Origin of the sequence: Sporosarcina koreensis (assembly GCF_000826145.2) — a bacterium.
GTDB lineage: Bacteria > Bacillota > Bacilli > Bacillales_A > Planococcaceae > Sporosarcina > Sporosarcina trichiuri.
This window is the reverse complement of sequence record NZ_LN651337.1, coordinates 1,161,498-1,187,564: the sequence shown is the minus strand read 5'-3', so window position 1 is coordinate 1,187,564 and position 26,067 is coordinate 1,161,498. Positions and strand designations below refer to the sequence as shown.

The window sequence follows — 26,067 nt, the reverse complement described above, 5'->3', positions numbered from 1 at the left end:
GGGGAATCACGGATGCAGGAATGGTTCACGGTAGACAAAATCATCGAACTGACAGAGCAGTATCGGGCATTCGGTCCGGCGATCGGCTTTCTTTTGCCGTTCATCGAATCGTTCCTGCCGTTCCTGCCGCTGTTCGTTTTCGTATTCGCAAACATTGCCGCCTACCACGTCATCCTGGGCTTTCTGCTGTCGTGGAGCGGGACGGTCGTCGGCTCCTATATGGTGTTCCTGATCATCCGGAAGTACGGCCGCAGCCGCCTGCTGAATTTCATCACCCGGCACAAGCGGGTGAAAAAGCTGATCGTCTGGGTGGAGAGCAATGGGTTCGGCCCGCTCTTCCTGTTCATCTGCTTCCCGTTCACTCCGTCCGCACTCGTAAACCTCGTCGCCGGGCTGTCGAACATGAAGAAGACCTACTACCTCGCCATCCTCATGGCAGGGAAGTTCGTCATGGTGTTCATGATCAGTTTCGTCGGCTACGACATCCGGGCACTCTTCACCCAGCCGATCCGGACGGCCATTGTCGGGGTAGTAATCCTCATCCTCTGGCTCGCCGGCAAATGGTGGGAGAAACGGGTCAACAAGCGGGTGGAAAACCACGCGCGCGAATGGGACGGCCATAAGCATTGGGAAGACGACTGAAGTTGCAGCGCTCCGCCTCGGCGGGGCGTTTTTGTATGGCCGGATGTAGAGAGGGATTGTGTCCGGCTGCCGATAAATTCGGCGGAGTGTCCGATACTTGCGGCCAACTGTCCGATAACTTTGACGAAGTGTCCGATACGATACGCCAACTGTCCGATACCGAGCGCACGGCGGGCCTGACAGGAAACGAGCGAAGCGAGCCCAAGCCAGTCCTTTGAATTATATCCGGATGCCGATAAATTCGGTGATGTGTCCGATAACTCAAGTGAAGTGTCCGATAGTTCAGGCCATCTGTCCGATAAATTGCGCGAGGTGACCGATACCCCGCGCGAACTGTCCGATACCCGCCTGCTCTCTGTAAAATAATACGAACATTCATTCGTAAAATCACACACTCCGCTTTGATTCTTCCAGGCAAAACGATTACAATTGAACTATCAGACTGACAAGGGGGCGGGCTCATGACGCTGCGCATGATAACAGGACGTTCAGGAACAGGCAAGACGTATACGATCGAGCAGGAGATCGCCGGAGCGCTGCGGGAAGACCCGCTCGGCGCGCCGATCATCCTCATCGTGCCCGATCAGATGTCGTTCTCGATGGAGCACAGTCTCTCCTCACGGTTCGGTCTCCATGGGATGGTGCGTGCACAGGTACTGACGTTCAAGCGGCTCGCCTGGCGCATTCTGCAGGAGACCGGCGGCATCACACGCCGGGAAGTGGACGCGTTCGGCTACCGGATGCTGATCCGTAGCGTGCTGGAAGAGAATAAAGACGAATTTACGCTGTTCCGGCAGGCGGCGGACAAGCGCGGCTTCACCGAGCAGGTCGAGGGGGTGCTGAAGGAATTCAGCCGCTATTGTCTCGATCATACGGTGCTGACCCAGCTCAACAGCGAATTGACGGCGGCCGATGCGCCCCGTTCGCTGATCGACAAAGCGGGGGATCTGTCCCTGCTGCTCGGCAAAGTCGAAGAGCGGCTCGGCACGGGCTATGTCGACAGCGAAGGGCATTTGGCGATGCTGACGGAGCAGATCCGGTTCTCGGAGTATATCCGGGAGGCGGATATCTACATAGACGGCTTCGAATTGCTGACGAACCGGGAACACGAAATCATCCGGGAGCTGCTGAAATACGCCAAACGGGTCACCGTCGCCCTGCCGACGGACGAAACGGCAGGCACCGCGGAAGACCATGAGCTGTTCTACAGCCCGATGCGCACGAAGCAGATCATCACGGAGATCGCGAAAGGCGAGGCCGTCGAAATCGAACAGGAACTCCGCCTGACGGACGCCCGGCGTTTCCGGAATCCGGACGTCCGCCACCTCGAGGCGCAGTTCGACCGCTATCCAGCCGACCGGCAGACCAGCGCGGGGGACGTACGCATCGTGGAAGCAGCGGACCGGCGTGCGGAACTCCACGCGGTCGCCCGGTCGATCCGTGAGCTCGCCCGGAACGGCAAACGGTACCAGGACATCGCCGTGCTGTACCGCCAGCCCGATGTCTATGACGAGTTGATCAAAACGATCTTTCCGCTCTATGATATCCCGGTGTTCATCAGCCGGAAGAAACCGATGCTCCACCATCCGCTCATCGAATTCACGCGGTCCGTGCTCGAAGCGGTGACCGGCAACTGGTCGTACGAGGCGATTTTCCGCGCCGTCAAGACGGATCTGTTCTTTCCGTACGGCGAAGATCGGAAACTGTGGCGGGAACGGGCAGACCGTCTGGAGAACTATGTGCTCGCCCACGGCATCCATGGCCGCCGCTGGTTCGACGAAGACCGGTGGCGTGTGAAGAAATACCGGGGCCTTGAGCTGCATACGGACGTCCAGACGGATGAGGAACTTGCCATGCAGGCGGAACTGCACAGCGTCCGCGATCTGATCCGCGGCCCGCTCGAGACGTTCGGCAGCCGGCTGAAACGCGCCAAGGGCGGACGCCAGGCGGCTGAAGCCCTGTTCACCTTCATGGAGGACTTGCGGGTCTACGACAAGATCATCGGCCTCCGGGCGGAAGAGGAAACGGCCGGCCGGCTTCTCGGCGCTTCGGAACACGAACAGGCCTGGAGCGGGTGGATCAACGTGCTCGACCAGTTCGTGCTCATGTTCGGAGACGCCGATATGCCTGCAAAAGAAGCGATCCGTGTGCTCGACGAAGGATTCGATACGCTCGAATTCGCCCGCATTCCACCGTCACTCGACCAAGTGACGGTCATGACGGTCGACCTGGCGACGTTCCTGAATATCGACGAAGTGTTCGTAATCGGCGTGAACGACGGCGTCCTGCCGCAGCGGATCGATAACGAAGGGCTTCTGTCCGATGCGGACCGTGAATGGATCGGGACAATCGGGTTCGAACTGGCGCCTTCCGCGAAAACACGCCTGATGGATGAAACCTATAAAGCATACCGGGCATTCACAGCGGCCGCGGAAGGGCTGACGGTTACGTATCCGCTCGCGGACGAAGCTGGCAAAGCGCTCATCCCGTCGCTGTACGTGCCGCGTCTCGGCCAGATTTTCGAAGGGCTCACGATCGAACCGGCTGCGGCCGACCCGCTCGATCTGCCCGACGGATCGGATGACTGGCCGTACATCAGCCATCCGCGCCCGACACTGCCGTATGCTTCCGCACAACTGCGCAATTTCGGGACGGATGGCATCATGAGCCCGCTGTGGCGCGCTGTCATCGCCTACTATGAAGACGATCCGCTCTGGTCTTCGATCCTCGCGGGCATTCACGGCCAGAAGAAGACAGGTACCGAGACGGAACGGCTTACACCCGGTATCACGGCGGGCCTCTATGGCGAGTCGTTGAATTCCAGTGTGTCGCGCGTGGAATCGTATTACAGCTGCCCGTTCCAGCATTTTGCGTCGTACGGCCTCGGCCTGCGGGAGCGGACGGAATTCACTCTGGAAGCGCCGGCGATCGGCGATCTGTTCCATGCAGCACTGAAATGGGTGTCGGATGAAATGATGAGGACAGGGGCGAACTGGGCCGGCCTGACGAAGCAGGACACATTCCGTCTCGCCCATGACGCCGTCGAAAGCATCGCACCGTTCTTCTTCCATCGGATCCTGCTGACGACCAACCGGCATATGTACATCAAACGGAAGCTGACGCATATCATCCAGAGGACGATCGCTGCACTCAGCAGCCAGGCGACGGCCTCCTCGTTCCAGCCGATCGCTGTGGAAGTCGGGTTCGGACCGGGCGAACAGATGCCGCCGCTGTCAATTCCGCTGAAGCGCGGCGGGCAGATGAACCTCCGGGGGCGGATCGACCGGGTCGATGCCGCAAAAGTCGACGGCAAGACGTATATCCGGATCGTCGACTATAAATCATCATCCAAGGCGCTCAACCTGACGGAAATCTACTATGGCCTCTCCCTGCAGATGCTGACGTACCTCGACGTCGCGCTGGAGCATGCCGATGAATGGATCCAGCTGCAGGCGGATCCTGCCGGGATGCTGTACGTCCATGTGCACAACCCGATGATCCGCAGCATCCAGGAATTGTCGGAAGACGCGATCGAGCAGGAAATGATGAAATCCTTCACGATGAAAGGCTACGTTCTCGAAGACCTGTCCGTCGCAAAGGAGATGGACAGCGGCATCGAACAGTCCTCCTCGATCATTCCGGCCCGGGTCAAGAAGGACGGTACATTCTACTCGAATTCCAAAGTGCTGCCGCCTGATGACATGCAGATGCTGCGGTCCGCCGTACGGAAACGGCACCGCCAGGCAGGGGACGCGATGCTCGCGGGGGACACCCGCGTCTATCCATACCGCCTGAAGGAGCATATGCCGTGCACGTATTGTCCGTATCAGGGCGTCTGCCAGTTCGATAAGACGGACCCTGAGGCGGCATTCCGGCAGTACGAAAATCTGTCAGCAAAGGAATCACTCGAAAAAATGAGGAAGGAGGCGGAAGGCGATGCACATACCACCGAAACCCGCTGACGTCACATTCACGGATGCCCAGTGGCAGGCGATCTATGCGTCCGGCCGGGACATTCTCGTCTCCGCAGCGGCCGGCTCGGGGAAGACGAAAGTATTGATCACCCGGCTTATCGAGAAAGTGCTCGACGAAACCAACCCGGTCAATGTCGATGATCTGCTCGTCGTCACGTTCACGAATGCGGCGGCTGCAGAAATGCGGCACCGGATGGGGGCGGCGCTGGAGGAGGAGATCGCCCGCAATCCGGAATCCGCTCATCTGCGCAAGCAGCTGAGTCTGCTGAACAAAGCCCAGATCTCCTCGCTGCACTCCTTCTGTCTGACGATTGTCCGGCAGTATGCCTATCTGCTCGATATCGATCCGGCATTCCGGATAGCGGACCCGACGGAAGCGGCACTGCTCCGGGACGATACGATCGAAGACGTGCTCGAAGACGCCTACAGTGCCGATAACCCGGAAGCGATCTACCGTCTTGCGGACAGTTTTACATCCGACCGGAACGACCAGTCGCTCGAACTCCTCATTGACCGGCTCTACGACTACTCGCGGGTCCATCCGAAACCGGAGCAGTGGCTGCGCCAGATTCCGCTCGAATATGAGCTGGCGGAGGATGCCGACATCGACAGCCTGTCGTTCATCGGCCCGCTGAAATCGGCGATCCGCCAGAAACTCGAGGAAGCGGAGGCGCTCACGCTCGACATGCAGCGCATCGCGGAACAGCCCGACGGTCCGGCGCCGCTCGTGCCGACCGCGGAGGCGGACTTGGCTTGGATCCGCGGGGCGCTCGGAACTATCGAAGAAGGTACCTGGGAAGAAACGTATGCGTATTTCGGACAGCTGAAATGGGTGAAAGCCGGCAGTGTCAAGAAAGATTCCTGTGATGAAGAACTGGCAAAACGCGCGAAAGCGCTGCGGGAGTCCGTCAAAAAGCTCGTCGGCGGCGTCAAGGAATCGTTCTTTGAGCGGACGCCTGCACGCCTGCTTGACGAAATCCGGCTCATGGCGCCGATGATGCATACACTGATCGGTCTTGTGATCGATTTCGGTGAGCGGTACCGTGCCGTCAAGACCGAGCGGGGGCTCGTCGATTTTTCGGATCTCGAGCATTATGCGCTTGAGATTCTGTCGAAGCAGGAAGGGGATGTCCTCGTGCCATCCGATATTGCCGCCGATTACCAGGCGAAGTTCAAGGAAGTGCTCGTCGACGAATATCAGGATACGAACCTGCTTCAGGAAGCAATCATCCAGTTCGTCAAATCCGGTGCGGAAGCGGACGGCAACCTGTTCATGGTCGGTGATGTCAAGCAGTCGATCTACCGGTTCCGACTGGCGGAGCCGGGCTTGTTCCTCGGCAAATACGGCCGATTCACCGAGCAGGCCGCAGGCGAGGGTCTCAAAATCGACCTGAACGCGAACTTCCGGAGCCGGAAAGAAGTGCTCGATGCGACGAACTTCATTTTCACCCAGATCATGGGCAGACGTGTCGGAGAGATCGAGTACGATGAAGCGGCGGAACTGAAGTATGGTGCACGCTATCCGGAGTCCGACACGGCCGCCCATCTGACGGTTCTCTATTCGGAAGAAGAGGAATACGGGGACGAAACCGGGGAAGATCTCGAAAACCTGAAGAATTCCCAGGCAGAAGCCCGTTACATGGCGAAGACGATCAACCGGTGGATGACGGAGAAACACGAAGTGAGCGACGCCTTCAGCGGAGAAAAACGGCCGATCCGCTACAGCGATATCGTCGTGCTCATGCGGTCGATGACGTGGTCTTCGGAGATCGCCGATGAGTTCAAAAGGGCCGGCATCCCGGTCTACGTCGAATTATCGAGCGGCTATTTCGATGCGCTCGAGGTGACGATCATGCTGAACACGCTGCGGACGATCGACAACCCGTACCAGGATATCCCGCTTGCATCCGTGCTGCGCGCGCCATTCGTCGGCATGACGGAGAACGAACTGGCACAGGTCCGTCTCGCGGATAAGAACGCTTCCTACTATGATGCGCTGAAGACGTTCATCGTCACGCAGGGGACCGGCATGGCGCCTGAGACCCAGCAGAAGCTGCAGCGGTTCCTGCTCATGTTCGAGCAATGGCGGAACCTGGCGCGGCGCGGATCGCTGTCGGAACTGATCTGGCAAGTCTACAGTGATACGAACTACTATGAGATGGTCGGCAGCATGCCGAACGGCAAACAGCGCCAGGCGAATCTGCGGGCGCTCCACGACCGGGCGATCGATTACGAAAAGACGTCGTTCCGCGGTCTGTTCCGGTTCCTGCGGTTCGTCGACCGGATGAGACGGCGCGGTGATGATCTCGGTGCTGCCCGCTTCCTGAGCGAGAAGGAGGATGTCGTGCGCATCATGACGATCCACTCATCGAAAGGGCTGGAATTCCCGAATGTGTTCGTTGCAGGTCTCGGGCGGCAGTTCAATAAGATGGACTTCAACGAACCGTATCTGTTCGATCAGCATTTCGGGCTGGCCGTCAAAGCGATCGATCCCGACAAACGGATCATGTACACGTCGCTGCCGTTCCTCGCGATGAAAGAGCAGAAAGAGCTTGAAATGCGCGCGGAAGAGATGCGCGTCCTCTATGTCGCGATGACCCGTGCCAAAGAGCAGCTCGAACTTGTTGCCACTGTGAAAGACATCGAGAAATCGGTGACGAAGTGGCAGGATGCGCAGCTCATCCAGCCGGAAGAGCGCCTGCCGGATTATATGAGATCCCGTGCGAACGGCTATCTCGACTGGATCGGCCCGACTGTCGCCCGCCATCAGGATTTCGTGAAATTCGGCACCGCGCCGGGTGCCATGGTGAAAGATCATCCGTCCAGATGGGACATCACGATGCTGCCGGTCTCCTATTTCAGTGAGCCGGCTGCAGAGCGGGCTGGTGATGAAGAAGCCGGCCGGACACCTGCCGAGCTGCCGCCTGCAGACGAGGCACTGGTCGCCGAAGTGACTGCCCGCTTCGACTTCAGGTATTCCCATGAGGCGTCGGTCCGAAAACGGTCGAAGATTTCCGTGTCGGAACTGAAACGGGTCGCACTGCTTGAGGCCGAGCCGGATTATAATGACCCGTTCGCGACAAGAGATACGGAAACGAATCCCGTGTTTCTCCACGAACGGCCGGCATTCCTCCAGAAACGCTCGATCAGTGCAGCGGAGGTCGGGACGGCGATGCACACCGTCATGCAGCATATCGATCTGGACCGGACCTATACGGCTGATGATGTCGGGGAGTTGCTCTCCGATCTGCTGGACCGTCAGCTGCTGACATCGGAAGAGGCCGGTGCGATCAACCGGGAACGGATCGTGCAGGTGATGCGGTCGCCGCTCGCTGAACGGATGCGGCATGCGAAACGGGTGCTGAAAGAACTGCCATTCACGTATGCGTATGACGGCGCTGACGGGGATTCACAAATACTCCAGGGGATCGCCGACTGCCTGTTCGAAGAAGAGGACGGCTGGGTGCTGCTCGATTACAAGACCGACCGGCTCCGCGGACGCTATTCGTCGGAGACGGAAGCGGACGAGGCGATGCGGGAACGGTACGCCATCCAGCTCAGCCTGTACAAGAAGGCGGTCGAGGCGATCACCCATATTGAGATAAAAGAGATGCTATTGTATCTGTTCGACGAAGGGCGGACAATACCAGTTCAGGAGGTTACGGTTTGAGATCACTCCCCACCGGCGGTACCGGACGGATCGAATCGCTGGATATGCTCCGCGGCTTCGCTCTGCTCGGCATTTTCATCGCCAATATGATCCATTTCAATGCACCGGTCATGTACATGGATCCGTACAGCTGGTTCGAAGGAAATGGCGAAGGTGCATCCTACATGTGGATCGATATTTTTGTAGAAGCGAGTTTCTACCCGATATTCGCAATGCTTTTCGGGTATGGACTGAGTATGCAGTATGAAAAGACGAGACTGCATAAGACGCCGTTCAGCCCGATCACGGCAAGACGCATGGGCATCCTGCTGCTGTTCGGTGCCCTGCATGCAATCTTCATCTGGTCGGGCGACATTCTCTTCACCTATGCCATCATGGGGTTCGTCATGATCGCAGCAGTCCGCCTGCCTGCAAAATGGCTTCTCGGCGGTGCGCTCGCACTCTATATCGTACCAGTCGGTCTTCTGACAGGATTGGTCTACGCAGGTGAGTCACTGATGGAAGGAAGTTCGCTGTCCGAGTTCGCCGATATCCAGAAGGTCCAGGACACGATCGAGGTGCTCGGTCACGGCAGCTACACAGAGGTGCTCGCATTCCGGACGAAGGAGTGGCTGCTGTTCACCGCGACGAATTTCTTCGCCAATCCGTTCACCATCCTGCCGCTCATCATGATTGGCGCAGCACTCGCCAAATGGCGGCTGTTCGAACGGGCGAAGGAATGGAAAGGAAGGATCGCAGTGATTGGTGTCCTCGCATTTTCAGCAGGGATCCTGCTGAAGTCTGTGCCATTCCTGGTCAGTACTGAGATGTCGATGCAGATGATCCAGACGTATTTCGGCGGACCGCTCGCAGCAGCAGGGTATACAGCGTTCGTACTTCTGCTGTGCACGCTGCCGTGGTTTACGAAAGTGTTCCGCCCGCTCGCAAAAGCGGGCCGCATGTCACTGACCACGTATATCGGGCAGTCCGTCATCGCAACGCTGCTGTTCTACCATTACGGATTCGGCCTGTACGGCAAGATCGATCTTGCAACAGGCACACTGATGGCTGTCGGCATCTTCGCCGTCCAGGCGCTTCTCGCGGACTTATGGCTGAGCCGCTTCAGGATGGGACCGCTCGAATGGGTCTGGCGGATCGGCACATACGGGACCTTCTTCCCGATTAAAAAGGAAAAACAGCAGGATATGTCGTAACAGTATGGAAGACAGACCAATCATGGAAGGGATGGATGTATGCTATGAAACTGCTCTCATTCAAGTATGACGGGAAAGAACTGTTCGGTCCGAAAGTCAAGAAAGAGGAAGCGGTCTGGGATGTCCGCAAGATTGCGGAAACCGCCGGAACAGAAAACTTCCCTTCTTCGATTGCGGAAGGCGTGGCTGATGGATTGGACTTCATCGAGGAAATCCGCAGTCTATGCGAGCAGGTCCGTGAATGGGAGGACGCAGACAGCTACAAGTATCCGTTCGATTCGATCGAGTGGCTGGCGCCGATTCCGCGGACCCCGAAGAACGTCCTCTGCGTCGGCAAGAATTATGCCGATCATGCATCCGAGATGGGGGGCGAAGGAGCGCCGGAGAAACTCATGATCTTCACGAAGGCCCATACGGCGATCGCTGCGGATGAACAGACCCTTTCCGTCCATGCGGATGTAACGGAGCAGCTCGACTACGAAGGTGAGCTCGCGGTCATCATCGGCAAAGGCGGCCGCAATATCCCGAAACAGCTTGCATACGATTCGGTATTCGGCTATACGATCGGCAATGACCTGACGGCGCGCGACCTGCAGGCGGAACGGAAACAGTTCTTCCTCGGCAAGACACTCGACGGCAGCTGCCCGCTCGGTCCTTATGTCGTCACGAAAGATGAGATCCCGAATCCGCAGGACCTTTCCATTGTCACCAAAGTGAACGATGAGGTGCGCCAGAACGGGAACACGAAATCGATGTCCATTCCGATCGACGGCATCATTGCTGAATTGTCCCGGTTCGTCACTCTGGAGCCGGGTGATGTGATTCTGACCGGCACCCCGGCAGGTGTCGGGAAAGGCATGAACCCGCCTGCCTATTTGAAAGCGGGAGATACAGTGAAGATTTCCGTAGAGGGCATCGGAACGCTCGTCAATTATTTCAAGTAAGCTCCCTCACTTTGGCGCGTCTGCTGAATTATGGTATATTGTTCTGTGGAACTGACTTTGAATGAGGTGACTAACTTGGATTTCTTATCGAACTCGACGCACATCCATATCTTTTCATGGGTCGTCGGCATCATCCTGTTCATCGTGGCAGCCACGATGCCGCTCGAATCGAAAGGCCGTAAAATCACGAAGATGGTCTTGCGGGTGTTCTACATCCTGATCATCATTTCCGGTCTTGCGCTCTTCATCCGCTATATGGATATGAATGCAGCTTTGTATGGCGTGAAATTCCTCTTCGGTATTCTGACAATCGGTCTCATGGAGATGGTATTCGCCCGCCAGAACAAGAACAAGCCGGCGCAGATGTTCTGGATCCTGTTCTTCGTGTCCTTGCTGATCACGATCTTCCTTGGACTCAAACTGCCGATCGGTCTGCACTTGTTCTGATACTGAATTACGGAAGGAGGAGAAGGCGGTATGATCGGATGGACGATACTGCTCGCCGTATTCGCCGTCATGCTCCTCTTCGCCGTCTCGGTCGTCGTCACGGCCCGGCGGAAGGACTTGCCGGGTGACCATGACAATCAGGAATGACAAACAGCCCCGCAGTGTCCAGTCCAACTGGCACTGCGGGGTTTTTGCTGTTCTGCAGCCGACCGGACATGCCCGCTCTGCGATTTCACAGGATCGACTTATTTACTTGAGGGGCATTTCATTTTTGCGTGGAATGCATAGCGGCATGCTGGCGGGTTTGATACTATTAAGGGTGGAATGATTACAGAGGGGGCTTTTTTGTGAAGGCGAAACGACTGATCAGCGTACTCATGCTGATACCTTTGCTCTTTGCCGCAGCCTGGCCGGCGTCGGCTTCAGCAAAAAACGAACGGACAATAACGGACGAAAGTATATATGATCTGCTTGTGGACCGTTTCAATAATGGGGACGGCCGCAATGACGGGAATGCGGATGCGCAGGACCCCGAAGCGTTCAATGGGGGCGACTTCGTCGGAATCTCCCTGCGACTCCAGCATATTCTGGACATGGGCTTCACTGCTGTATCGATCGGGCCGGTCTTCAAGACGGCATCCTATGACGGCAGCGAAGTGCTCGATTATACGAAACTGGAAGACCATTTCGGGACAGAGGAAGACTTCAAGGACATGCTGGATGAACTTCACGATAAGGACATCCGCGTCATTGCAGACTTCCCGCTGGCCGGTGTCAGCAAAGACCACGTCTGGAAGGACAAGCTGCCGTGGACGGCAGGGGACGGTGCGACAATCGACTGGAACGCCGATGATGCTGATGTCCAGCGTGTTCTGAGAGAAGCGATGACCGACTTTGTCAAAAAGTACGATCTGGACGGCATCCGGCTGACGAAGACGGACCAGTACGATCCGGCAGTGCTGGATGGGTTCATCGGGGCTCTGAAGAAGGCATCGCCGGACTTGTATGTGCTGTCCGGGGAGGAGACGGAAGCTGCCGTCGATGCGCAGCCGAACGATTCCGAAATGGAAGCATTACGACAGACCTTCGTCAAAGTGTCACCGGATTCCAAGCCGATGGACCAATTCAGCGCGGATGGACGGGGAGACCTGATTCAATTCGATAAGCTGACCGGTCCGCGTTTCACTCACGCCATAGTGGAAGAGCGGATGTTCCCGCCGACCCGCTGGAAAGTCGCCGTTACGGCCCTATTCACGCTGCCGGGAATCCCGGTCATGCCGTACGGGACGGAAATTGCAGTGAATGGGCAGAAGGCACCCGAAAGTCATCCGCTGTTCAACTTCAAGACGGACATGGAGCTGAAGGATCTCATCGGCAATCTGAACCAGCTGCGCAATGAGTCGAAAACACTCCGCACAGGGGATTTCAAAATGCTTCATAACAAAGACGGTTATCTCGTCTATAAGATCTGGGATGATGAGGAAACATGGATTGCCGCGGTGAACAATACAGATAAGACACAGACGTATGAACTTGACCCATCGGAAATCGGCAGCAAGAAACGGCTCCGCGGTCTGCTGGACTCAGATCAGATCGTCGAGACGGAAGACGGGAAATATCACGTCGTCATGGACCGGGAACTCGCTGAACTGTACTTGGTCAAAGAGGACAAAGGATTCAATATCCCGTATCTGATCGCTTCGATCATGGTCTATGTGCTGTTCCTCGGCTTCCTGTGGGCTGTCTGGAGAAAAGGGCGCGCTGCCCGTAAAGCCCGGAGCATAAAATAAGTAAAAAAAGAGCCGTCATGGCTCTTTTTTTCATGGCTGGGCGGATCGGTCAGCGCTTGTTCAGGAAGAACACGGACAATGTGTCCGGACCGGCATGGGAGCCGATGACGGAGCCGATCATATGGATCTGGATATCCTGCGGATGGAATTTCTCGTCGATCAGGTCACGGAGCTCCTCGGCACCTGCCAGATCGTCCCCGTGACTGATTGCGACTGTCTGGCTGCCGATATCATCCCCGCGCTCTTCCATCAGTTCGATGATGCGGCGGAACACTTTCTTCCGTCCCCGGTGCTTTTCAATAGGCACGAGCCGTCCGCTTTCCACATGCAGCAGCGGTTTGATGTTGAGCAGGCCGCCGAAGAAAGCACTCGCTTTTGACACTCGGCCGCCTTTGGCCAAGTAGTCCAGATCCTCGACGGTGAACAAGTGCTCCATATGTCCTGCCAGTTTACGGATCTTGCGTTCGATCGTACGGACGTCTTCTCCGGCGTCACGCATTTCAACAGCTTTCTCGACGAGCAGTCCGCAGCCGAGCGACGCGCAGCGGGTGTCGATGATGATCAGATTCATGCCGGGATTTCCTTCTTTCACCTGGTCCCGCATCATCACTGACGTCTGATATGTACCCGACAGCTCGGAGGAGAAAGCGATGTAGATGCCGTCTTCCCCGGAGGCGGCAAACTCTTTCCACATAGCAAGCACCCTGTCGGGAGATACTTGGGATGTCTTCGGCTGTTTCCCGGCACGGATCGCCTGGAACACTTCTTTCGAGTCGATATCGACGATGTCCTGATATTCCTTGCCGTCAAGCAGGACGGTCAGCGGAAGCAGTGTCACATCATGTTCATCCAAATAGGACTTCGACAGATCACAGCCGCTGTCTGCAAAAATTTTCATGCGGATCCTCCTCCGTTCGTATTAGTCCAACTGCAGCCGGTCTTTTAACAATACGGCGATGCCGTCTTCGTTATTCGTCCGGGTCACTTCATTTGCAATCGATTTCAGCTGGTCGATCCCATTGCCCATGGCAACGCCGATCCCCGCGTAATCGATCATCTCGAGATCGTTGTCCTCGTCTCCGAAGGCGATGATCCGCTCCTGCGGCACACCGATCCACTTTGCGACCTTCGACAGGCCGACCGCTTTGTTCAGACCGTGCCGGATGATTTCGACGACATCCCACGGAGCGCCCCAGCGGCGGTGTTCGATCACTTGGGCATGCACTTCCTCGAGGTGCTCGCGGATCTGGTCCGCAGTCCCTTCAGCCCCCTGGATCAGGAGACTTGTCGGATCCACTTTCAGCGATTCGCGGAGATCCCCTTCCGTCACCGACGGACTGCCCATGCTGAAAATGTCGAGCAGTTTTTCATCGTGGTACTGCAAGTAGACATCATCCATCACTTCGGCGATGAGGTTTTTCAGCTTGAAGTCCTGCATAGCTTCTATGACATCACGGGCGACGGATAAGTCGATCGTTTCGTGGATCGTCTTCCAGGTGCGGTCGGTCGGATGGTGTACGAATGCACCATTGAAGTTGACAATCGGCGTTTTCAGTCCGAGCTGACGGTAATAGGCAGCGCTTGAGCGATACGGCCGGCCGGTTGCAATCATGATATGGTGACCGGCATCTTCCGCCTTTTTCAGTGTGGCGAATGTTTCGTCGGAAATGACTTTCTGGTCGTTCAGTAAGGTCCCGTCCAAATCGAGGGCAATTAAATGAGGTTTCAAGGCAAAAACGCCTCCTTCCTTCATTCAGTTTAGCCTTATATGCGGCGGCAAGTCAAAAAAGTGGCAATCCATGCGCATCTTTTGTTTTTGTAAAAAAGTATTGGTATGCTCTAAGCAAACAACTAAAGAGGTGACGGCTATGAAAATCAGGGAAGAACAATGGGGGACAGTCCCTCTCCTGCATATTGTCGATGAACAGACTGAATCACCGGAAATGCCCGTCGTCATCTTTTTCCATGGATTCACGAGTGCGAAAGAGCATAATCTGCACTATGCCTTCAACCTGGCGAAGAAAGGGATTCGGGTGCTGCTGCCGGAAGCGGCACTGCACGGCGTCCGTTCGGAAGATCTGGATGAAGTCCAGCTGAGCCTGCGTTTCTGGGAAATCATCCTGACCTCCATCGAAGAGGCAGGATTCCTGCACAGCGAACTGGAGCGGAAAGGCCTGCTGGCGTCCGGCCGCATTGCGTTCGCCGGAACGTCGATGGGCGGCATCACCACACTCGGCTGCCTGACCGCCTATCCATGGATCCGGACAGCTGCCGTCATGATGGGAACGCCGGGCTATGTCAAGCTGGCACAAGGCCAGATGCAGCAGTTCGAAGACCAGGGCTACAAACTCCCGATGAACGACAGAGAGATCCGCAGCCTGCTCGATACGCTCCGTACGTTCGATATGACGGAGCATCCGGAAAAGCTGGGGGAACGGCCGGTATTCTTCTGGCACGGCAAAAAAGATATGACCGTTCCGTTCGCACCGACACAGCAGTTCTACGAAGCCGCCAAAGGGGCCTATAGCAACCATCCGGAAGACTTCGTGTTCATGGCGGACAACCATGCAGGACATGCCGTTTCAAGGCCGGGCATGCTTGCGGCAGTCGATTTCCTGGCAGACCATTTGAACGGATGAAGCGGTTTTGCTATGATGGAGACAGAAAAACCGGAAGAGAGGGGAATCCCGATGGCTGACGAAATGAAAGAAAGCATGATGGGCGCTCTGGAGAACGTAATCGACCCTGAACTCGGTGTCGATATCGTCAACTTGGGTCTCGTCTACGATGCCGAACTGCTCGAAGGCGGCGTGGCGAAGATCACCATGACACTGACGTCGATCGGCTGTCCGATGGGTCCGCAGATCGTGGCGAACGTCAAACAGGAACTGATGGAGCTGCCGGAAGTGAAAGACGTGGAAGTCGATATCGTCTGGAATCCGCCATGGTCGCGTGATAACATGTCACGCTATGCCAAAATGGCGCTCGGCGTACGATAATAGGGAAGGGGCGGTGAATGCATACATGCATTTGCCGTCCTTTTTTGTTGTGTTTAACGGGATGCGGCTATGGATAGAGTACTAGGACAGGGAAGTGCTTCTCCCTTTACAGCACGTCCCGGCAGTTGTATACTAGTATTAGTCAAAGATAGTCAAAGTCAAACAAAGAATGAAAGTATACTACCATAGAATGAGGTGATGGTTCATGAGAATGGACGGCGTACAGGAAGATCAGCGTTCCCCATTGGAGCAATATGGACGGAACCTGGTCGAAGATGTGAAGAACGGCAAGATGGACCCTGTCATCGGACGGGATGAGGAGATCCGCAATGTCATCCGGATCCTATCGAGGAAGACGAAGAACAATCCTGTGCTGATCGGCGAACCGGGCGTCGGGAAGACGGCCATCGTCGAAGGTCTCGCCCAGCGTATCGTGAAAGGTGATGTGCCGGAAGGGCTGAAAGACCGGCAGATCCATGAGCTCGATATGAGTTCGCTCATCGCCGGTGCCAAGTTCCGCGGGGAATTCGAGGAACGGCTGAAAGCGGTACTGAAGCAGGTGAAGGACAGCAATGGCGAAATCATCTTGTTCATCGATGAAATCCATACGATCGTCGGTGCCGGCAAGACGGAAGGCGCAATGGATGCAGGCAACATGCTGAAACCGATGCTCGCCCGCGGAGAGCTGTACTGCATCGGCGCTACGACACTCGATGAATACCGGATGTACATCGAAAAGGACCCGGCACTCGAACGGCGTTTCCAGCAGGTAATGGTGCGGGAGCCGTCCGTCGAGGACACGATTTCAATCCTGCGCGGCTTGAAGGAACGGTTCGAACTCCATCACGGTGTGCGGATCCACGACCGGGCGCTCGTCGCATCGGCAGCGCTGTCCGACCGGTATCTGACGGAACGCTATATGCCGGACAAGGCGATCGATCTGATGGACGAAGCGAGCGCGATGATCCGTACGGAAATCGACTCGATGCCGCAGGAGCTCGACCAAGTGACGCGGCGCATCCTTCAGCTGGAGATCGAAGAGCAGGCACTGACGAAAGAGAAGGATGCCGTGAGCCAGACCCGGCTTGCCGCCCTGCGGGAAGAGCTGGAAGAGCTGAAGGAATCCTCATCAGGCATGCGGGAGCAGTGGAATGAAGAGAAGAAGAAATTGCAGGAGGTCCAGGACGTCCGTGAACAGCTGGACCGGTACCGCCGGGAACTCGAGGACGCGGAGAACAAATTCGATCTCAACAAAGCGGCGGAACTCCGGCACGGCAAGATTCCGGCGCTCGAGCATCAGCTCCGTGAGCTGGAAGAGTCCTTCAAGGGCGGCCAGGAGAACAGCCTGATCCGCGAAGAAGTGACCGAAGATGAAATCGCGATGATCGTCGCCCGCTGGACCGGCATCCCTGTGACCAAACTGATGGAAGGCGAGCGGGACAAACTGCTGCGGCTCGGCGATACGCTGAAAGAGCGGGTCATCGGCCAGGACAATGCCGTCCAGCTCGTCACGGAAGCCGTATGGCGGGCCCGTTCCGGCATCAAGGATCCGAACAAGCCGATCGGGTCGTTCCTGTTCCTCGGACCGACCGGTGTCGGCAAGACGGAACTTGCAAAAACACTTGCCGGCACACTGTTCGACTCGGAGGATCACTTCATCCGCATCGATATGTCCGAATACATGGAGAAGCACAGTGTCTCCCGCTTGGTCGGGGCGCCTCCGGGATATATCGGCTATGAAGAGGGCGGCCAGCTGACGGAAGCGGTGCGCCGCAACCCATACTCGGTCGTCCTGCTGGATGAAATCGAAAAAGCGCATCCTGACGTCTCGAACATCCTGCTGCAGATACTGGACGACGGACGGATCACCGACAGCCAGGGCCGGCTCGTGAGCTTCACGAACACGGTCGTCATCATGACGTCCAACATCGGTTCGCAATACTTGGTGAGCGGCCAGTTCGACTCCGAAGAGCACGCAGCGGAGGATCTCGTCATGGCCGAGCTGCGCGGTCACTTCAAGCCGGAACTGCTGAACCGGATGGACGATATCATCATCTTCCATTCACTGACCGGTGATGCATTCGGCCTGATCGCCCGCAAAATGCTGCATGACCTCGTGGCGCGCCTCGCTGAACAGGAAATCCGCCTGACGTACGGCGAAGACGTCATCGACTGGATCGTCGACCAGGGGACCGATGCCGACTTCGGCGCCCGGCCCCTCAAGCGGTTCATCCAGCGCTACGTCGAGACGGCCGTCGCCAAAGAAGTCATCAAAGGCGAACTGCAGGAAGGCGAAACGCTGCACCTCCGCATGGAAGGCGGCTCCCTCGTCATCGACAAGGAACCCGCAGCTGCATAATGTAGAAAAACCGCCCGGACCAGGCGGTTTTTTAACTGGATGAGCGGGGGAGTGATCATAAAACCGGAAAAGTGATCATAAACCAAGGAATACCGCTCATAAATCTGGAAAAGTGATCATAAATCTGGGTTTTCGCTCATAAACCAGCGAAAGTGATCATAAAAACCAAAATGTGCTCATAAACTTGCACGCAGCGCTCATAACTTCACAATTGAAGAGACCGACGACCACCAAACGCGCGCGGAGAAAAAAACAGAGCGCATCGCACACCACAATGCCGCGCAAAAAAGGGACAAGTCAAGGGCTGGCTTGTCAGCTCCGCTGCGCTCCGCGTTTTCTGTGGTGTCGGTGGGCAAACTGGGATCTTCTGCTGGCAGCTGTGCTGCGGAAAACCGGAAAAGTGATCATAAAAGTGGGAAAGCGATCCATCAACCAGGAAAAGTGATCATATAAACGGGATACCGCTCATAAAACTTGGAAAGTGAACATAAACCCGGGATTCCGCTCCATAACTTCACATGTTACCTGCTCCCGTGGCATCGCCACTGCGCCTGACATACGGGTGAGCCGCGAATCATGCACTGCCAGCAAGTCAAAAGACTGGCTTGTCTGCTCCGCTGCGCTCCCCTATTTTGTAGTGCCGGCGCGGCAAGGGAAATCTCCTGCAAGCAGAATTGATCACAACTACGGGATTCCGCTCATAATTCTCCTGAAATGGTCACTGCCGCCCCGGCCAAACCCCTTATAAACCGAGCGACCCGGCCCCGCACAGACCTGTTTCCAGGCACAAAAAAACAGCAGAAAGGCAAATCGCCTTTCCGCTGCCGCCTCACATCAAAGATCTGCCACTGGCTCGTCCGGAATGAGCGCTGTAATGATGAACACCATAACGGACAGAACAAGGGAGACAATGATGCCGGTTGTGAATTCGAAAGTCGGTACGTTCGCAATGGCGCCTGCCACGTAATTGAGCATGGACACCAAAAGGAATGACCAGACAAATGTCATGATGAATCTCACTCTGCATCACCTCTAGCCTGTGTTTTCAACTTCCATCATAGCACAGCTGCCGGGTCCCGCCTACACTTTCCCCGTAAACTGCAAAAGAGTTTGACGGAATCGTGTCACTGAAGTTGAAATTCCGGTGAAATCCATTTATAATTAACACCAGGTACTAATAATAGATAATAAGGAACGGGGTATGAGCTATGGGTGTTGGACTTCTCAGTATTGGCAAGTATGTCCCTGAACATGTGCTGACAAACGGAGAGCTTGAAAAGAGAATGGATACATCCGACGAATGGATCCGTACGCGCACCGGCATCGAGGAACGCCGGATCGCCGACAACTTTACAGATACCTCAGACATGGCCTATGCAGCTGCAAAACAAGCGATGGAGAAGGCAGGCATCACGGCAGACCAGATCGGCATGATCCTGGTCGCAACCGTGACACCGGACCAGCCGTTCCCATCCGTGTCGACGATGCTTCAGGCGAAACTTGGTGCATCCAACGCAAGTGCGATGGATATCTCGGCAGCATGTGCAGGGTTCATGTACGGTGTCGTCACTGCCAAGCATTTCGTCGAAGCGGGTACGTGTGACTATGTACTCGTCGTAGGCGTGGAGAAACTTTCGAAAATCACCGATTACAAAGACCGCAATACCGCTGTTCTGTTCGGTGACGGTGCAGGCGCCGGGATTGTCGGAAAGACGTCCGGGGACCGCGGCATCCTGTCCTTCGAACTCGGTGCGGACGGAACAGGCGGCGAACACTTATATCAGGACCGCTATCTGCGCATGAACGGACGTGAAGTATTCAAGTTCGCTGTCCGGCAGATGGGCCAGACTGCCGTCAATGTCATCGAAAAGGCGGGGCTCGGCAAAGAGGATATCGACTTCCTGATCCCGCACCAGGCGAACATCCGTATCATGGAAGCCTCCCGTGAACGGCTCGGGCTGCCGCCGGAGAAGATGTCGAAAACCGTCCACAAATACGGCAACACGTCAGCCGCCTCCATCCCGATCTCACTGTTTGACGATCTGGAGGAAGGGCGCATCAAAGAAGACGATGTCGTCGTCCTCGTCGGCTTTGGCGGCGGACTGACATGGGGCGGCATCTGCATGCGCTGGGGAAAATGATCTGCCATCTTGACTAATTCGAACCGGCCGATAATCTTTCGGCCAGACACGAAACGAAGGAGAGTTCAACCAATGGAAAAACGACGCGTAGTCATTACCGGAGTCGGGGCCGTTTCCCCGGTAGGCAACACAGCGGAGGAATCCTGGAAATCCGTACTGGAAGGCAAATCCGGTATCGGACCGCTCACCCGTCTCGATCAAGAACAGTTCCCGGTGAAAGTGGCGGCAGAAGTGAAAGATTTCGACATCGAGGAATATATTTCACGGAAAGACGCACGCAAGATGGACCGGTTCACGCATTATGCGATGGCCGCTTCCATCATGGCGATGAAAGACGCAGGACTCGAAAAGCTCGATGAAGACACAGCGCTGCGGACAGGTGTCTGGATCGGTTCCGGTATCGGCGGCATGGAAACCCATGAAAAGCAGTTCCTGACGTTCCAGGAAAAAGGCTACCGCCGTGTCAGCCCGTTCTTCGTCCCAATGATGATTCCCGACATGGCGTCTGGACAGGTCTCCATTTATTTTGGCGCGAAAGGCATCAATTCGTGCACAGTGACGGCCTGTGCCTCAGGTACGAACTCGATCGGCGATGCTTTCGAGGTGATTCGCCGCGGCTCGGCGGATGTCATGATCACAGGGGGAGCCGAGGCTCCGATCACAACCATGTCCGTCGCCGGTTTCTGTGCGAACACGGCGCTTTCACTCAACCCGGATCCAGCCACAGCTTCACGGCCGTTCGATAAGGAACGCGATGGCTTCGTCATTGGTGAAGGTGCCGGTATTCTCATTCTGGAAGAGTACGAGCATGCGAAAGCACGCGGAGCGGAAATTTACGCGGAGATCGTCGGATACGGATCGACAGGGGATGCCCACCATATTACCGCCCCGGCACCGGAAGGCGAAGGGGCCGTCCGAGCGATGCAGCAGGCGATTGAAGAAGCCGGGATTTCACCGGACGATATCGGCTACATCAACGCACACGGCACCAGTACTGCTTACAATGACGCTTTTGAAACAATGGCGGCAAAGACCGTGTTCGGCCAGCATGCATATGAACTGGCCATGAGCTCGACCAAATCCATGACCGGCCACCTGCTTGGCGCAGCGGGCGGTCTCGAGGCGATCTTCACGGTCAAGGCGTTGAAAGAAGGCGTACTGCCGCCGACAACGAATTACGAACACGAAGATCCGGAATGCGATCTCGATTACATTACAGAAGGCGCACGAAAAGCGGATGTCGGCTACGCGATGAGCAACTCGCTCGGGTTCGGCGGCCACAATGCGTCACTCATCTTCAAGAAAATCTGATAGCAGCACAAAAAGAGCTGTCCCGGCTAAAGGGGACAGCTCTTTTTTTTGGACAGACCCTGTTGTAATCCGCGGCGGCGGGTCATATGTTAGAACACCATCAAGCAAGAAAGGGACGGAGCCGATGACACGTTTATTCCTATTCCTGTTGAGCTACGGGCTGATCGTGACGACCTGTACAACGATGATCACCTATCTGAACTATACATCGATGGGCTTTGACATGCGCGCCGTCATGCTGTTCATCGTCCGCTCTGCGGATTTCGCGCTCTTCCTGGGGGCGGTCGTCCTGCTGCTGCTTACCGTTTACGTCCGAGTCCCATTGCGGCCTCCATCTTCGTAAGGGTCGCCGAGGCAGCTGCATTCGCTTTTGCAGCACCTGCATCAAGGATGACATCCAGCTCATCGGATTCCATCAGCTGATGATACTTTTCCTGGATCGGCGCAAGGTGCTCGATCACACTCTCCGCCACGCCCGCTTTGAACGCGCCATATCCGAGCCCGTCGTATTTCCGGACAAGTTCATCGATTGGAACGCCCGTCAATGCGGATTCGATGATCAGAAGATTCGAAACGCCTGGCTTATTCTCAAGGTCGAAACGTACAACACCCTCCGAATCGGTCACTGCGCTTTTGATCTTCTTTTCAATCTGCTTCGGCGTATCCATCAGGAAGATTGTCGCCTTCTTGTTCGGATCGGACTTGCTCATCTTCTTCAGCGGATCCTGCAGCGACTTGATGCGTGCGCCGACCTTCGGGATCCTCACTTCGGGGATTGTCAGCACGTTATCATAACGGCGGTTGAACCGTTCCGCCAGATCGCGTGTCAGTTCGAGATGCTGCTTCTGATCTTCCCCGACCGGCACGATGTCCGTGTTGTACAGCAGGATGTCCGCAGCCATCAGCGGCGGGTATGTCAGCAGTCCGGCCGATACCCCCTCCTGGCCTTCCGACTTGTCTTTGAACTGCGTCATCCGTTCGAGCTCACCGATCGATGCGGTACATTGCATAATCCAGCCTGCCTGCGCATGGGCGGGCACTTCGGACTGGATGAAAAGAACGGACTTCTCCGGATCGATACCGCTCGCAATGTAAGTGGCCGCCAGTGAACGGATCGCCTGCTTCAGCTCATCCGGATCCTGCTGGACAGTGATCGCATGCTGGTCCACGATGCAGAAGATGCAGTCGGCCTCCTCCTGCAGCTCGATGAACTGGCGGAACGCACCGATATAGTTCCCGAGTGTGATGATGCCTGTCGGCTGGACCCCTGAAAAAATTGTTGTCATCCCGAATTCCTCCTTAAAAATGAATGCAAAAAAACACCGGCACATCCCTATCTGTGTAGGGACGGTCGATGTGCAGGAACCGCGGTGCCACCCGAATTGCCCGAAGGCCGCTCAAACCCTTAACGCGGGGGAGACGCAGTCACCAGCAGCCTGATTGCTGCCGGACACCGAGCTCGGGAGTCCATTCCTCGGGATCGCTCTGCCTGTTCACACCAGCCACAGGCTCTCTGGGAGAGCGGTTTCCGGAGTACTTGTTCCGTCAATGCCGTTTCATAATTGGAGTCATTATAATATGATTCCCGGCAAAAAGCAAGACGGTTTGCCGTTTCAAAAGCTGCACGATGGGAATAATAAAACTAAGCAAGAAGAAAACCATCTCTTCCGAAACCTTTTAGACGTTGAAACGTACTATATGCTGAACGGTGATTTTCAATCATATCTTCTAAATGATAATCACAGTTCATATGCAAACAGGTTTATGTGCGCTGCCGAGTGGGTATATTCCTACAGATGTAGTGCAGACGAAGAGTAATTATATTGCGGAATTGTTACAGTCAGCGGAATTACTGGAAAAACTTTTTAAAAAGTGTATTCATTAAGAACAAATGTGTGTATAATAGGTATTGTCTACAATAATTTAAAATAATTCTAATGTAAATCAGAGATCCACCACTATACGGAGCCGATTGAAAGGGAGTGTCAGCAAATGGGCGTTACATTGTTCACATCACCAAGCTGTACATCATGCCGGAAAGCGAAAGCATGGCTGGAGGAACATGAGATTCCATACGAAGAGCGCAATATTTTCTCCGAACCGCTCAACATCGATGAAATCAAGCAGATTCTGCGGATGACCGAAGATGGAACGGATGAAATCATCTCGACGCGTTCGAAGATTTTCCAGAAGCTTAACGTGGATGTGGAAAGCCTTCCGCTGCAGCGTTTGTATGAACTGATCCAGGAGCATCCCGGATTGTTGAGAAGACCGATCATCTTAGATGAAAAGCGTCTTCAAGTAGGGTATAATGAAGATGAAATACGCCGCTTCCTGCCTCGGAAAGTGAGAGCCTATCAGTTGCTCGAAGCACGCCGGATGGTTAACTAATCAAACTCATATAATCAAGCTGATAGGGGATGACATGGTGAATGCCGGCTGCCTATCAGCTTTTTCGATTCTCCGGGTTCCTGGAACCGGGATGGGCCTGTACCTCCAACCGTGTCAGAACCGGCCTGTTTCAAAAAATATCTATCGCCTATAAGGCAAAACCCTTTCGTTACGGATGGATTGAACATATAGTATAAGAAGCATCGCGGGAACTAGAATAGGAAGCAGGATTGTTTGCCTGCTTCGGGGGGAAAGGAGAGGAAATCATGGAAATCGAGCGCATTAACGAAAATACGGTCAAGTTCTATTTGTCGTATGTGGACATCGAAGAGCGGGGCTTCACTCGTGAGGAAGTGTGGTATAACCGCGACAAGAGTGAAGAATTGTTCTGGGATATGATGGAGGAAATCGATTCAGAGTCCGATATCGAATTTGAGATTGAGGGGCCTTTATGGATCCAGGTACATGCGATGAGCGGCGGTATTGAAGTGCTGGTGACTCGTGCCCAGCTGCCGGAGGATGGGGAATCCACCGAGTATCCATATGGCATCGACGATCCGCGTAAGCTGTTCCAGCCGGAATTGGAAGCTGCGATGGAGGCTGACGATCAGGCAGGCGGACAGATGGCCGAGAAACGTTCAATACCTGCGCGGGAAACGTTCGTCTTCAGGGAATTCGATGATCTGATCCCGCTGGCCTCACAATTGGAAGGGCTTGAAGAAGCGACATCCCTGTATGCGTTTGAAAACAGCTACTATCTGCATCTCGATTATGCGGGTACCGATAAAGAACTGTCCGAGCAGATCGATACGGAAAGCGTTATTCTGGAATATGGCGCTCCGACCAATATGACGATCCATCGTCTGCAGGAATATGGAACCGAAGTGATCGGCAGCGATGTGTTCGGTACGATTAATTCTTATTTCTAACAGTGGAGCCACCTTGCCGGGTGGCTTTTTTGATTGGGCAGAAATTTGCTTTTCAGTCCCGGAATTCGTACACTATTCAGTGAAAGGAGTGATTCACATACTGACAGCCACCACAGAAGATGGCACACCAGTAGTTCTCGATACATCGTTGTCCCGCGACATGTTGACCGCCTGGAAGACAAGCGGCCGATTTCAATGTCCCCAGTGCAAGGAGCCGGTCCTCCTGAAGGCAGGGACGGTCCGGATTCCCCATTTCGCACATCGTCCCGGCTCCGACTGTCAATCCCGCTTCTCGGAAGGGGAGTCGGCAGCCCACCTGTCCGGCAAACAGCTGCTGTATGGACTGTTCCGGAGACTCGGCAAACAGCCGGTGCTGGAACCGCTTCTGACTGAACTTGCCCAGCGACCGGATCTTCTCATCATCCATGGAAATGACACCATACCGATTGAGTTCCAGTGCAGCCGGATTCCGCCGGACCTGAAAGACAGCAGAAGTGCAGGATACCGGTCGGTCGGAATGACGCCGATCTGGCTGCTCCGGACGCCTGAAACTTCCGAAGGGCGTGCCGAAGGAGTGGATCTGTACAGCTTTTCCTCGTTTCATCAGCAATTCATCACTACGAGCTTATCCCCCGGTGCCTCACTGCTCACGCTCTCCCCGAATACAAGCGCTTTCCATTACTTCACCCATTTCCTGCATATCGAAGGCAACCGCTACCTTTGCGGCCATCGTAAGCTGCCGGTCCATCTGCAGACGTTTCCGTTCGCGCGTCCTAAGCCGCCGTCTGCTGAGACGGCAGCCCGTTATTCATATTTGTACCGCAAACACCGCAAAGCATTTTTACAGCGCTCTCTGTTCATCAGCCGGAAAGGCGTGCAGGATCCGTTTCTCCGGAACTGCTATCGGATGAAGACCGCTCCGTCTGCCATGCCCTGGCATATCGGTGTGCCGGTGACCGGGAACTCGTCATTTGCGGTGCATGACTGCGTCTGGCAGCTCGATCTCACTGTCTCCATGAAGAACTGGCGGCTGCCGCCGGCGAGCATTCCTCTCCGATACTTGCGCCAATTCACCGCCCGGTATTCAGGAAGTCAGGAGGCGCAGCTGGATGCCTGCCGAAACTACCTGAAATTCCTGCGGCGTATCCGGCAGCCGGATAAGACGCTGCTTCCGGAAAAAGAGGCGGAGAAAGAAATAATTCAGCTGATTGCGGATGGATTTCTTGCAAACCAAATAGAAAATTGAGAAAATGGAAAAAGATTCGTATCCCGAAAAA

At 55.4% G+C, this 26,067-nt stretch carries 20 protein-coding genes and 1 other annotated feature; of the genes, 16 read left to right on the top strand and 4 right to left on the bottom strand.

The window, feature by feature from the left end; translation table 11 throughout:
• Positions 1-12 precede the first annotated feature (12 nt).
• From BN1190_RS11690 to BN1190_RS11660, 7 genes are all read left to right on the top strand, one after another.
• A complete protein-coding gene (locus tag BN1190_RS11690) occupies positions 13-642 on the top strand; it encodes a TVP38/TMEM64 family protein (protein WP_052461807.1) in 630 nt (209 codons plus the stop codon).
• Positions 643-1,103: 461 nt separating this feature from the next.
• Positions 1,104-4,604, top strand: a complete 3,501-nt coding sequence (addB, locus tag BN1190_RS11685) for a helicase-exonuclease AddAB subunit AddB (protein WP_040287059.1) — start codon at positions 1,104-1,106, stop codon at positions 4,602-4,604.
• Positions 4,579-8,286 carry a helicase-exonuclease AddAB subunit AddA gene (addA, locus tag BN1190_RS11680; protein ID WP_040287058.1) on the top strand — a complete coding sequence of 1,236 codons (3,708 nt, stop codon included), beginning with the start codon at positions 4,579-4,581 and terminating at the stop codon, positions 8,284-8,286. Before addB ends, addA begins: the two co-directional genes overlap by 26 nt.
• Positions 8,283-9,479 (top strand): DUF418 domain-containing protein, encoded by a 1,197-nt coding sequence (locus BN1190_RS11675; RefSeq protein WP_040287057.1) that lies wholly within the window; start codon positions 8,283-8,285, stop codon positions 9,477-9,479. Before addA ends, BN1190_RS11675 begins: the two co-directional genes overlap by 4 nt.
• A gap of 44 nt (positions 9,480-9,523) precedes the next feature.
• Complete coding sequence (locus BN1190_RS11670; protein WP_040287302.1) at positions 9,524-10,423, top strand: fumarylacetoacetate hydrolase family protein; 900 nt, start codon at positions 9,524-9,526, stop codon at positions 10,421-10,423.
• A 75-nt stretch (positions 10,424-10,498) separates the two neighbouring features.
• Complete coding sequence (locus BN1190_RS11665; protein WP_040287056.1) at positions 10,499-10,870, top strand: YisL family protein; 372 nt, start codon at positions 10,499-10,501, stop codon at positions 10,868-10,870.
• Between the two features lie 347 nt (positions 10,871-11,217).
• Complete coding sequence (locus tag BN1190_RS11660) at positions 11,218-12,660, top strand: alpha-amylase family glycosyl hydrolase (RefSeq protein ID WP_040287055.1); 1,443 nt, start codon at positions 11,218-11,220, stop codon at positions 12,658-12,660.
• A 49-nt stretch (positions 12,661-12,709) separates the two neighbouring features.
• Here BN1190_RS11660 and BN1190_RS11655 read toward each other — a convergent pair whose 3' ends face one another.
• Complete coding sequence (locus BN1190_RS11655) at positions 12,710-13,558, bottom strand: DegV family protein (RefSeq protein ID WP_040287054.1); 849 nt, start codon at positions 13,556-13,558, stop codon at positions 12,710-12,712.
• 21 nt (positions 13,559-13,579) lie between these two features.
• Positions 13,580-14,389 (bottom strand): Cof-type HAD-IIB family hydrolase, encoded by an 810-nt coding sequence (locus tag BN1190_RS11650; protein WP_040287053.1) that lies wholly within the window; start codon positions 14,387-14,389, stop codon positions 13,580-13,582.
• Positions 14,390-14,528: 139 nt separating this feature from the next.
• On the opposite strand from BN1190_RS11650, the gene BN1190_RS11645 reads away from it, so the two are divergent.
• The 3 genes from BN1190_RS11645 (at position 14,529) to BN1190_RS11635 (ending at position 18,018) form a co-directional block, all read left to right on the top strand.
• Positions 14,529-15,299 carry a prolyl oligopeptidase family serine peptidase gene (locus BN1190_RS11645; protein WP_040287052.1) on the top strand — a complete coding sequence of 257 codons (771 nt, stop codon included), beginning with the start codon at positions 14,529-14,531 and terminating at the stop codon, positions 15,297-15,299.
• 51 nt (positions 15,300-15,350) lie between these two features.
• Positions 15,351-15,659, top strand: a complete 309-nt coding sequence (locus tag BN1190_RS11640) for a metal-sulfur cluster assembly factor (RefSeq protein WP_040287301.1) — start codon at positions 15,351-15,353, stop codon at positions 15,657-15,659.
• Between the two features lie 205 nt (positions 15,660-15,864).
• Positions 15,865-18,018 (top strand): ATP-dependent Clp protease ATP-binding subunit, encoded by a 2,154-nt coding sequence (locus BN1190_RS11635; protein WP_425313924.1) that lies wholly within the window; start codon positions 15,865-15,867, stop codon positions 18,016-18,018.
• Between the two features lie 834 nt (positions 18,019-18,852).
• Here the strand turns inward: BN1190_RS11635 and BN1190_RS11630 are convergent.
• Positions 18,853-19,038, bottom strand: a complete 186-nt coding sequence (locus tag BN1190_RS11630; protein WP_040287051.1) for a DUF2929 family protein — start codon at positions 19,036-19,038, stop codon at positions 18,853-18,855.
• A 188-nt stretch (positions 19,039-19,226) separates the two neighbouring features.
• On the opposite strand from BN1190_RS11630, the gene BN1190_RS11625 reads away from it, so the two are divergent.
• The 3 genes from BN1190_RS11625 to BN1190_RS11615 all read left to right on the top strand — a co-directional run bounded on the left by BN1190_RS11625 (position 19,227) and on the right by BN1190_RS11615 (position 21,813).
• Entirely contained in the window at positions 19,227-20,159 is a 933-nt protein-coding gene (locus tag BN1190_RS11625) for a beta-ketoacyl-ACP synthase III (protein WP_040287050.1), read from the top strand.
• Between the two features lie 72 nt (positions 20,160-20,231).
• Positions 20,232-21,470 carry a beta-ketoacyl-ACP synthase II gene (fabF, locus tag BN1190_RS11620; protein ID WP_040287049.1) on the top strand — a complete coding sequence of 413 codons (1,239 nt, stop codon included), beginning with the start codon at positions 20,232-20,234 and terminating at the stop codon, positions 21,468-21,470.
• Positions 21,471-21,594: 124 nt separating this feature from the next.
• Positions 21,595-21,813 carry a hypothetical protein gene (locus tag BN1190_RS11615; protein WP_040287048.1) on the top strand — a complete coding sequence of 73 codons (219 nt, stop codon included), beginning with the start codon at positions 21,595-21,597 and terminating at the stop codon, positions 21,811-21,813.
• On the opposite strand, the gene trpS is transcribed toward BN1190_RS11615, so the two are convergent.
• Positions 21,770-22,756 carry a tryptophan--tRNA ligase gene (gene trpS, locus BN1190_RS11610; RefSeq protein WP_040287047.1) on the bottom strand — a complete coding sequence of 329 codons (987 nt, stop codon included), beginning with the start codon at positions 22,754-22,756 and terminating at the stop codon, positions 21,770-21,772. The two genes, BN1190_RS11615 and trpS, sit on opposite strands and share 44 nt — an antisense overlap.
• Before the next feature lie 54 nt (positions 22,757-22,810).
• Positions 22,811-23,028, bottom strand: a binding site (T-box leader).
• Between the two features lie 434 nt (positions 23,029-23,462).
• On the opposite strand from trpS, the gene spxA reads away from it, so the two are divergent.
• The 3 genes from spxA (at position 23,463) to BN1190_RS11590 (ending at position 26,036) form a co-directional block, all read left to right on the top strand.
• A complete protein-coding gene (spxA, locus tag BN1190_RS11600; RefSeq protein ID WP_025786060.1) occupies positions 23,463-23,861 on the top strand; it encodes a transcriptional regulator SpxA in 399 nt (132 codons plus the stop codon).
• 266 nt (positions 23,862-24,127) lie between these two features.
• Positions 24,128-24,790 carry an adaptor protein MecA gene (gene mecA / locus BN1190_RS11595; RefSeq protein WP_040287045.1) on the top strand — a complete coding sequence of 221 codons (663 nt, stop codon included), beginning with the start codon at positions 24,128-24,130 and terminating at the stop codon, positions 24,788-24,790.
• Positions 24,791-24,878: 88 nt separating this feature from the next.
• Entirely contained in the window at positions 24,879-26,036 is a 1,158-nt protein-coding gene (locus BN1190_RS11590; RefSeq protein ID WP_179860781.1) for a competence protein CoiA, read from the top strand.
• Positions 26,037-26,067: the final 31 nt, after the last annotated feature.

Excerpts from the sequence above, each read along its gene's own strand:
- BN1190_RS11655 (WP_040287054.1), bottom strand. The coding sequence starts at position 13,558 with ATGAAAATTTTTGCAGACAGCGGCTGTGATCTGTCGAAGTCCTATTTG.
- BN1190_RS11640 (WP_040287301.1), top strand. The coding sequence starts at position 15,351 with ATGGCTGACGAAATGAAAGAAAGCATGATGGGCGCTCTGGAGAACGTA.
- mecA (WP_040287045.1), top strand. The coding sequence starts at position 24,128 with ATGGAAATCGAGCGCATTAACGAAAATACGGTCAAGTTCTATTTGTCG.
- BN1190_RS11615 (WP_040287048.1), top strand. The coding sequence starts at position 21,595 with ATGACACGTTTATTCCTATTCCTGTTGAGCTACGGGCTGATCGTGACG.
- BN1190_RS11625 (WP_040287050.1), top strand. The coding sequence starts at position 19,227 with ATGGGTGTTGGACTTCTCAGTATTGGCAAGTATGTCCCTGAACATGTG.
- BN1190_RS11645 (WP_040287052.1), top strand. The coding sequence starts at position 14,529 with ATGAAAATCAGGGAAGAACAATGGGGGACAGTCCCTCTCCTGCATATT.
- BN1190_RS11690 (WP_052461807.1), top strand. The coding sequence starts at position 13 with ATGCAGGAATGGTTCACGGTAGACAAAATCATCGAACTGACAGAGCAG.
- addB (WP_040287059.1), top strand. The coding sequence starts at position 1,104 with ATGACGCTGCGCATGATAACAGGACGTTCAGGAACAGGCAAGACGTAT.
- addA (WP_040287058.1), top strand. The coding sequence starts at position 4,579 with ATGCACATACCACCGAAACCCGCTGACGTCACATTCACGGATGCCCAG.
- spxA (WP_025786060.1), top strand. The coding sequence starts at position 23,463 with ATGGGCGTTACATTGTTCACATCACCAAGCTGTACATCATGCCGGAAA.
- BN1190_RS11635 (WP_425313924.1), top strand. The coding sequence starts at position 15,865 with ATGAGAATGGACGGCGTACAGGAAGATCAGCGTTCCCCATTGGAGCAA.
- fabF (WP_040287049.1), top strand. The coding sequence starts at position 20,232 with ATGGAAAAACGACGCGTAGTCATTACCGGAGTCGGGGCCGTTTCCCCG.
- trpS (WP_040287047.1), bottom strand. The coding sequence starts at position 22,756 with ATGACAACAATTTTTTCAGGGGTCCAGCCGACAGGCATCATCACACTC.
- BN1190_RS11670 (WP_040287302.1), top strand. The coding sequence starts at position 9,524 with ATGAAACTGCTCTCATTCAAGTATGACGGGAAAGAACTGTTCGGTCCG.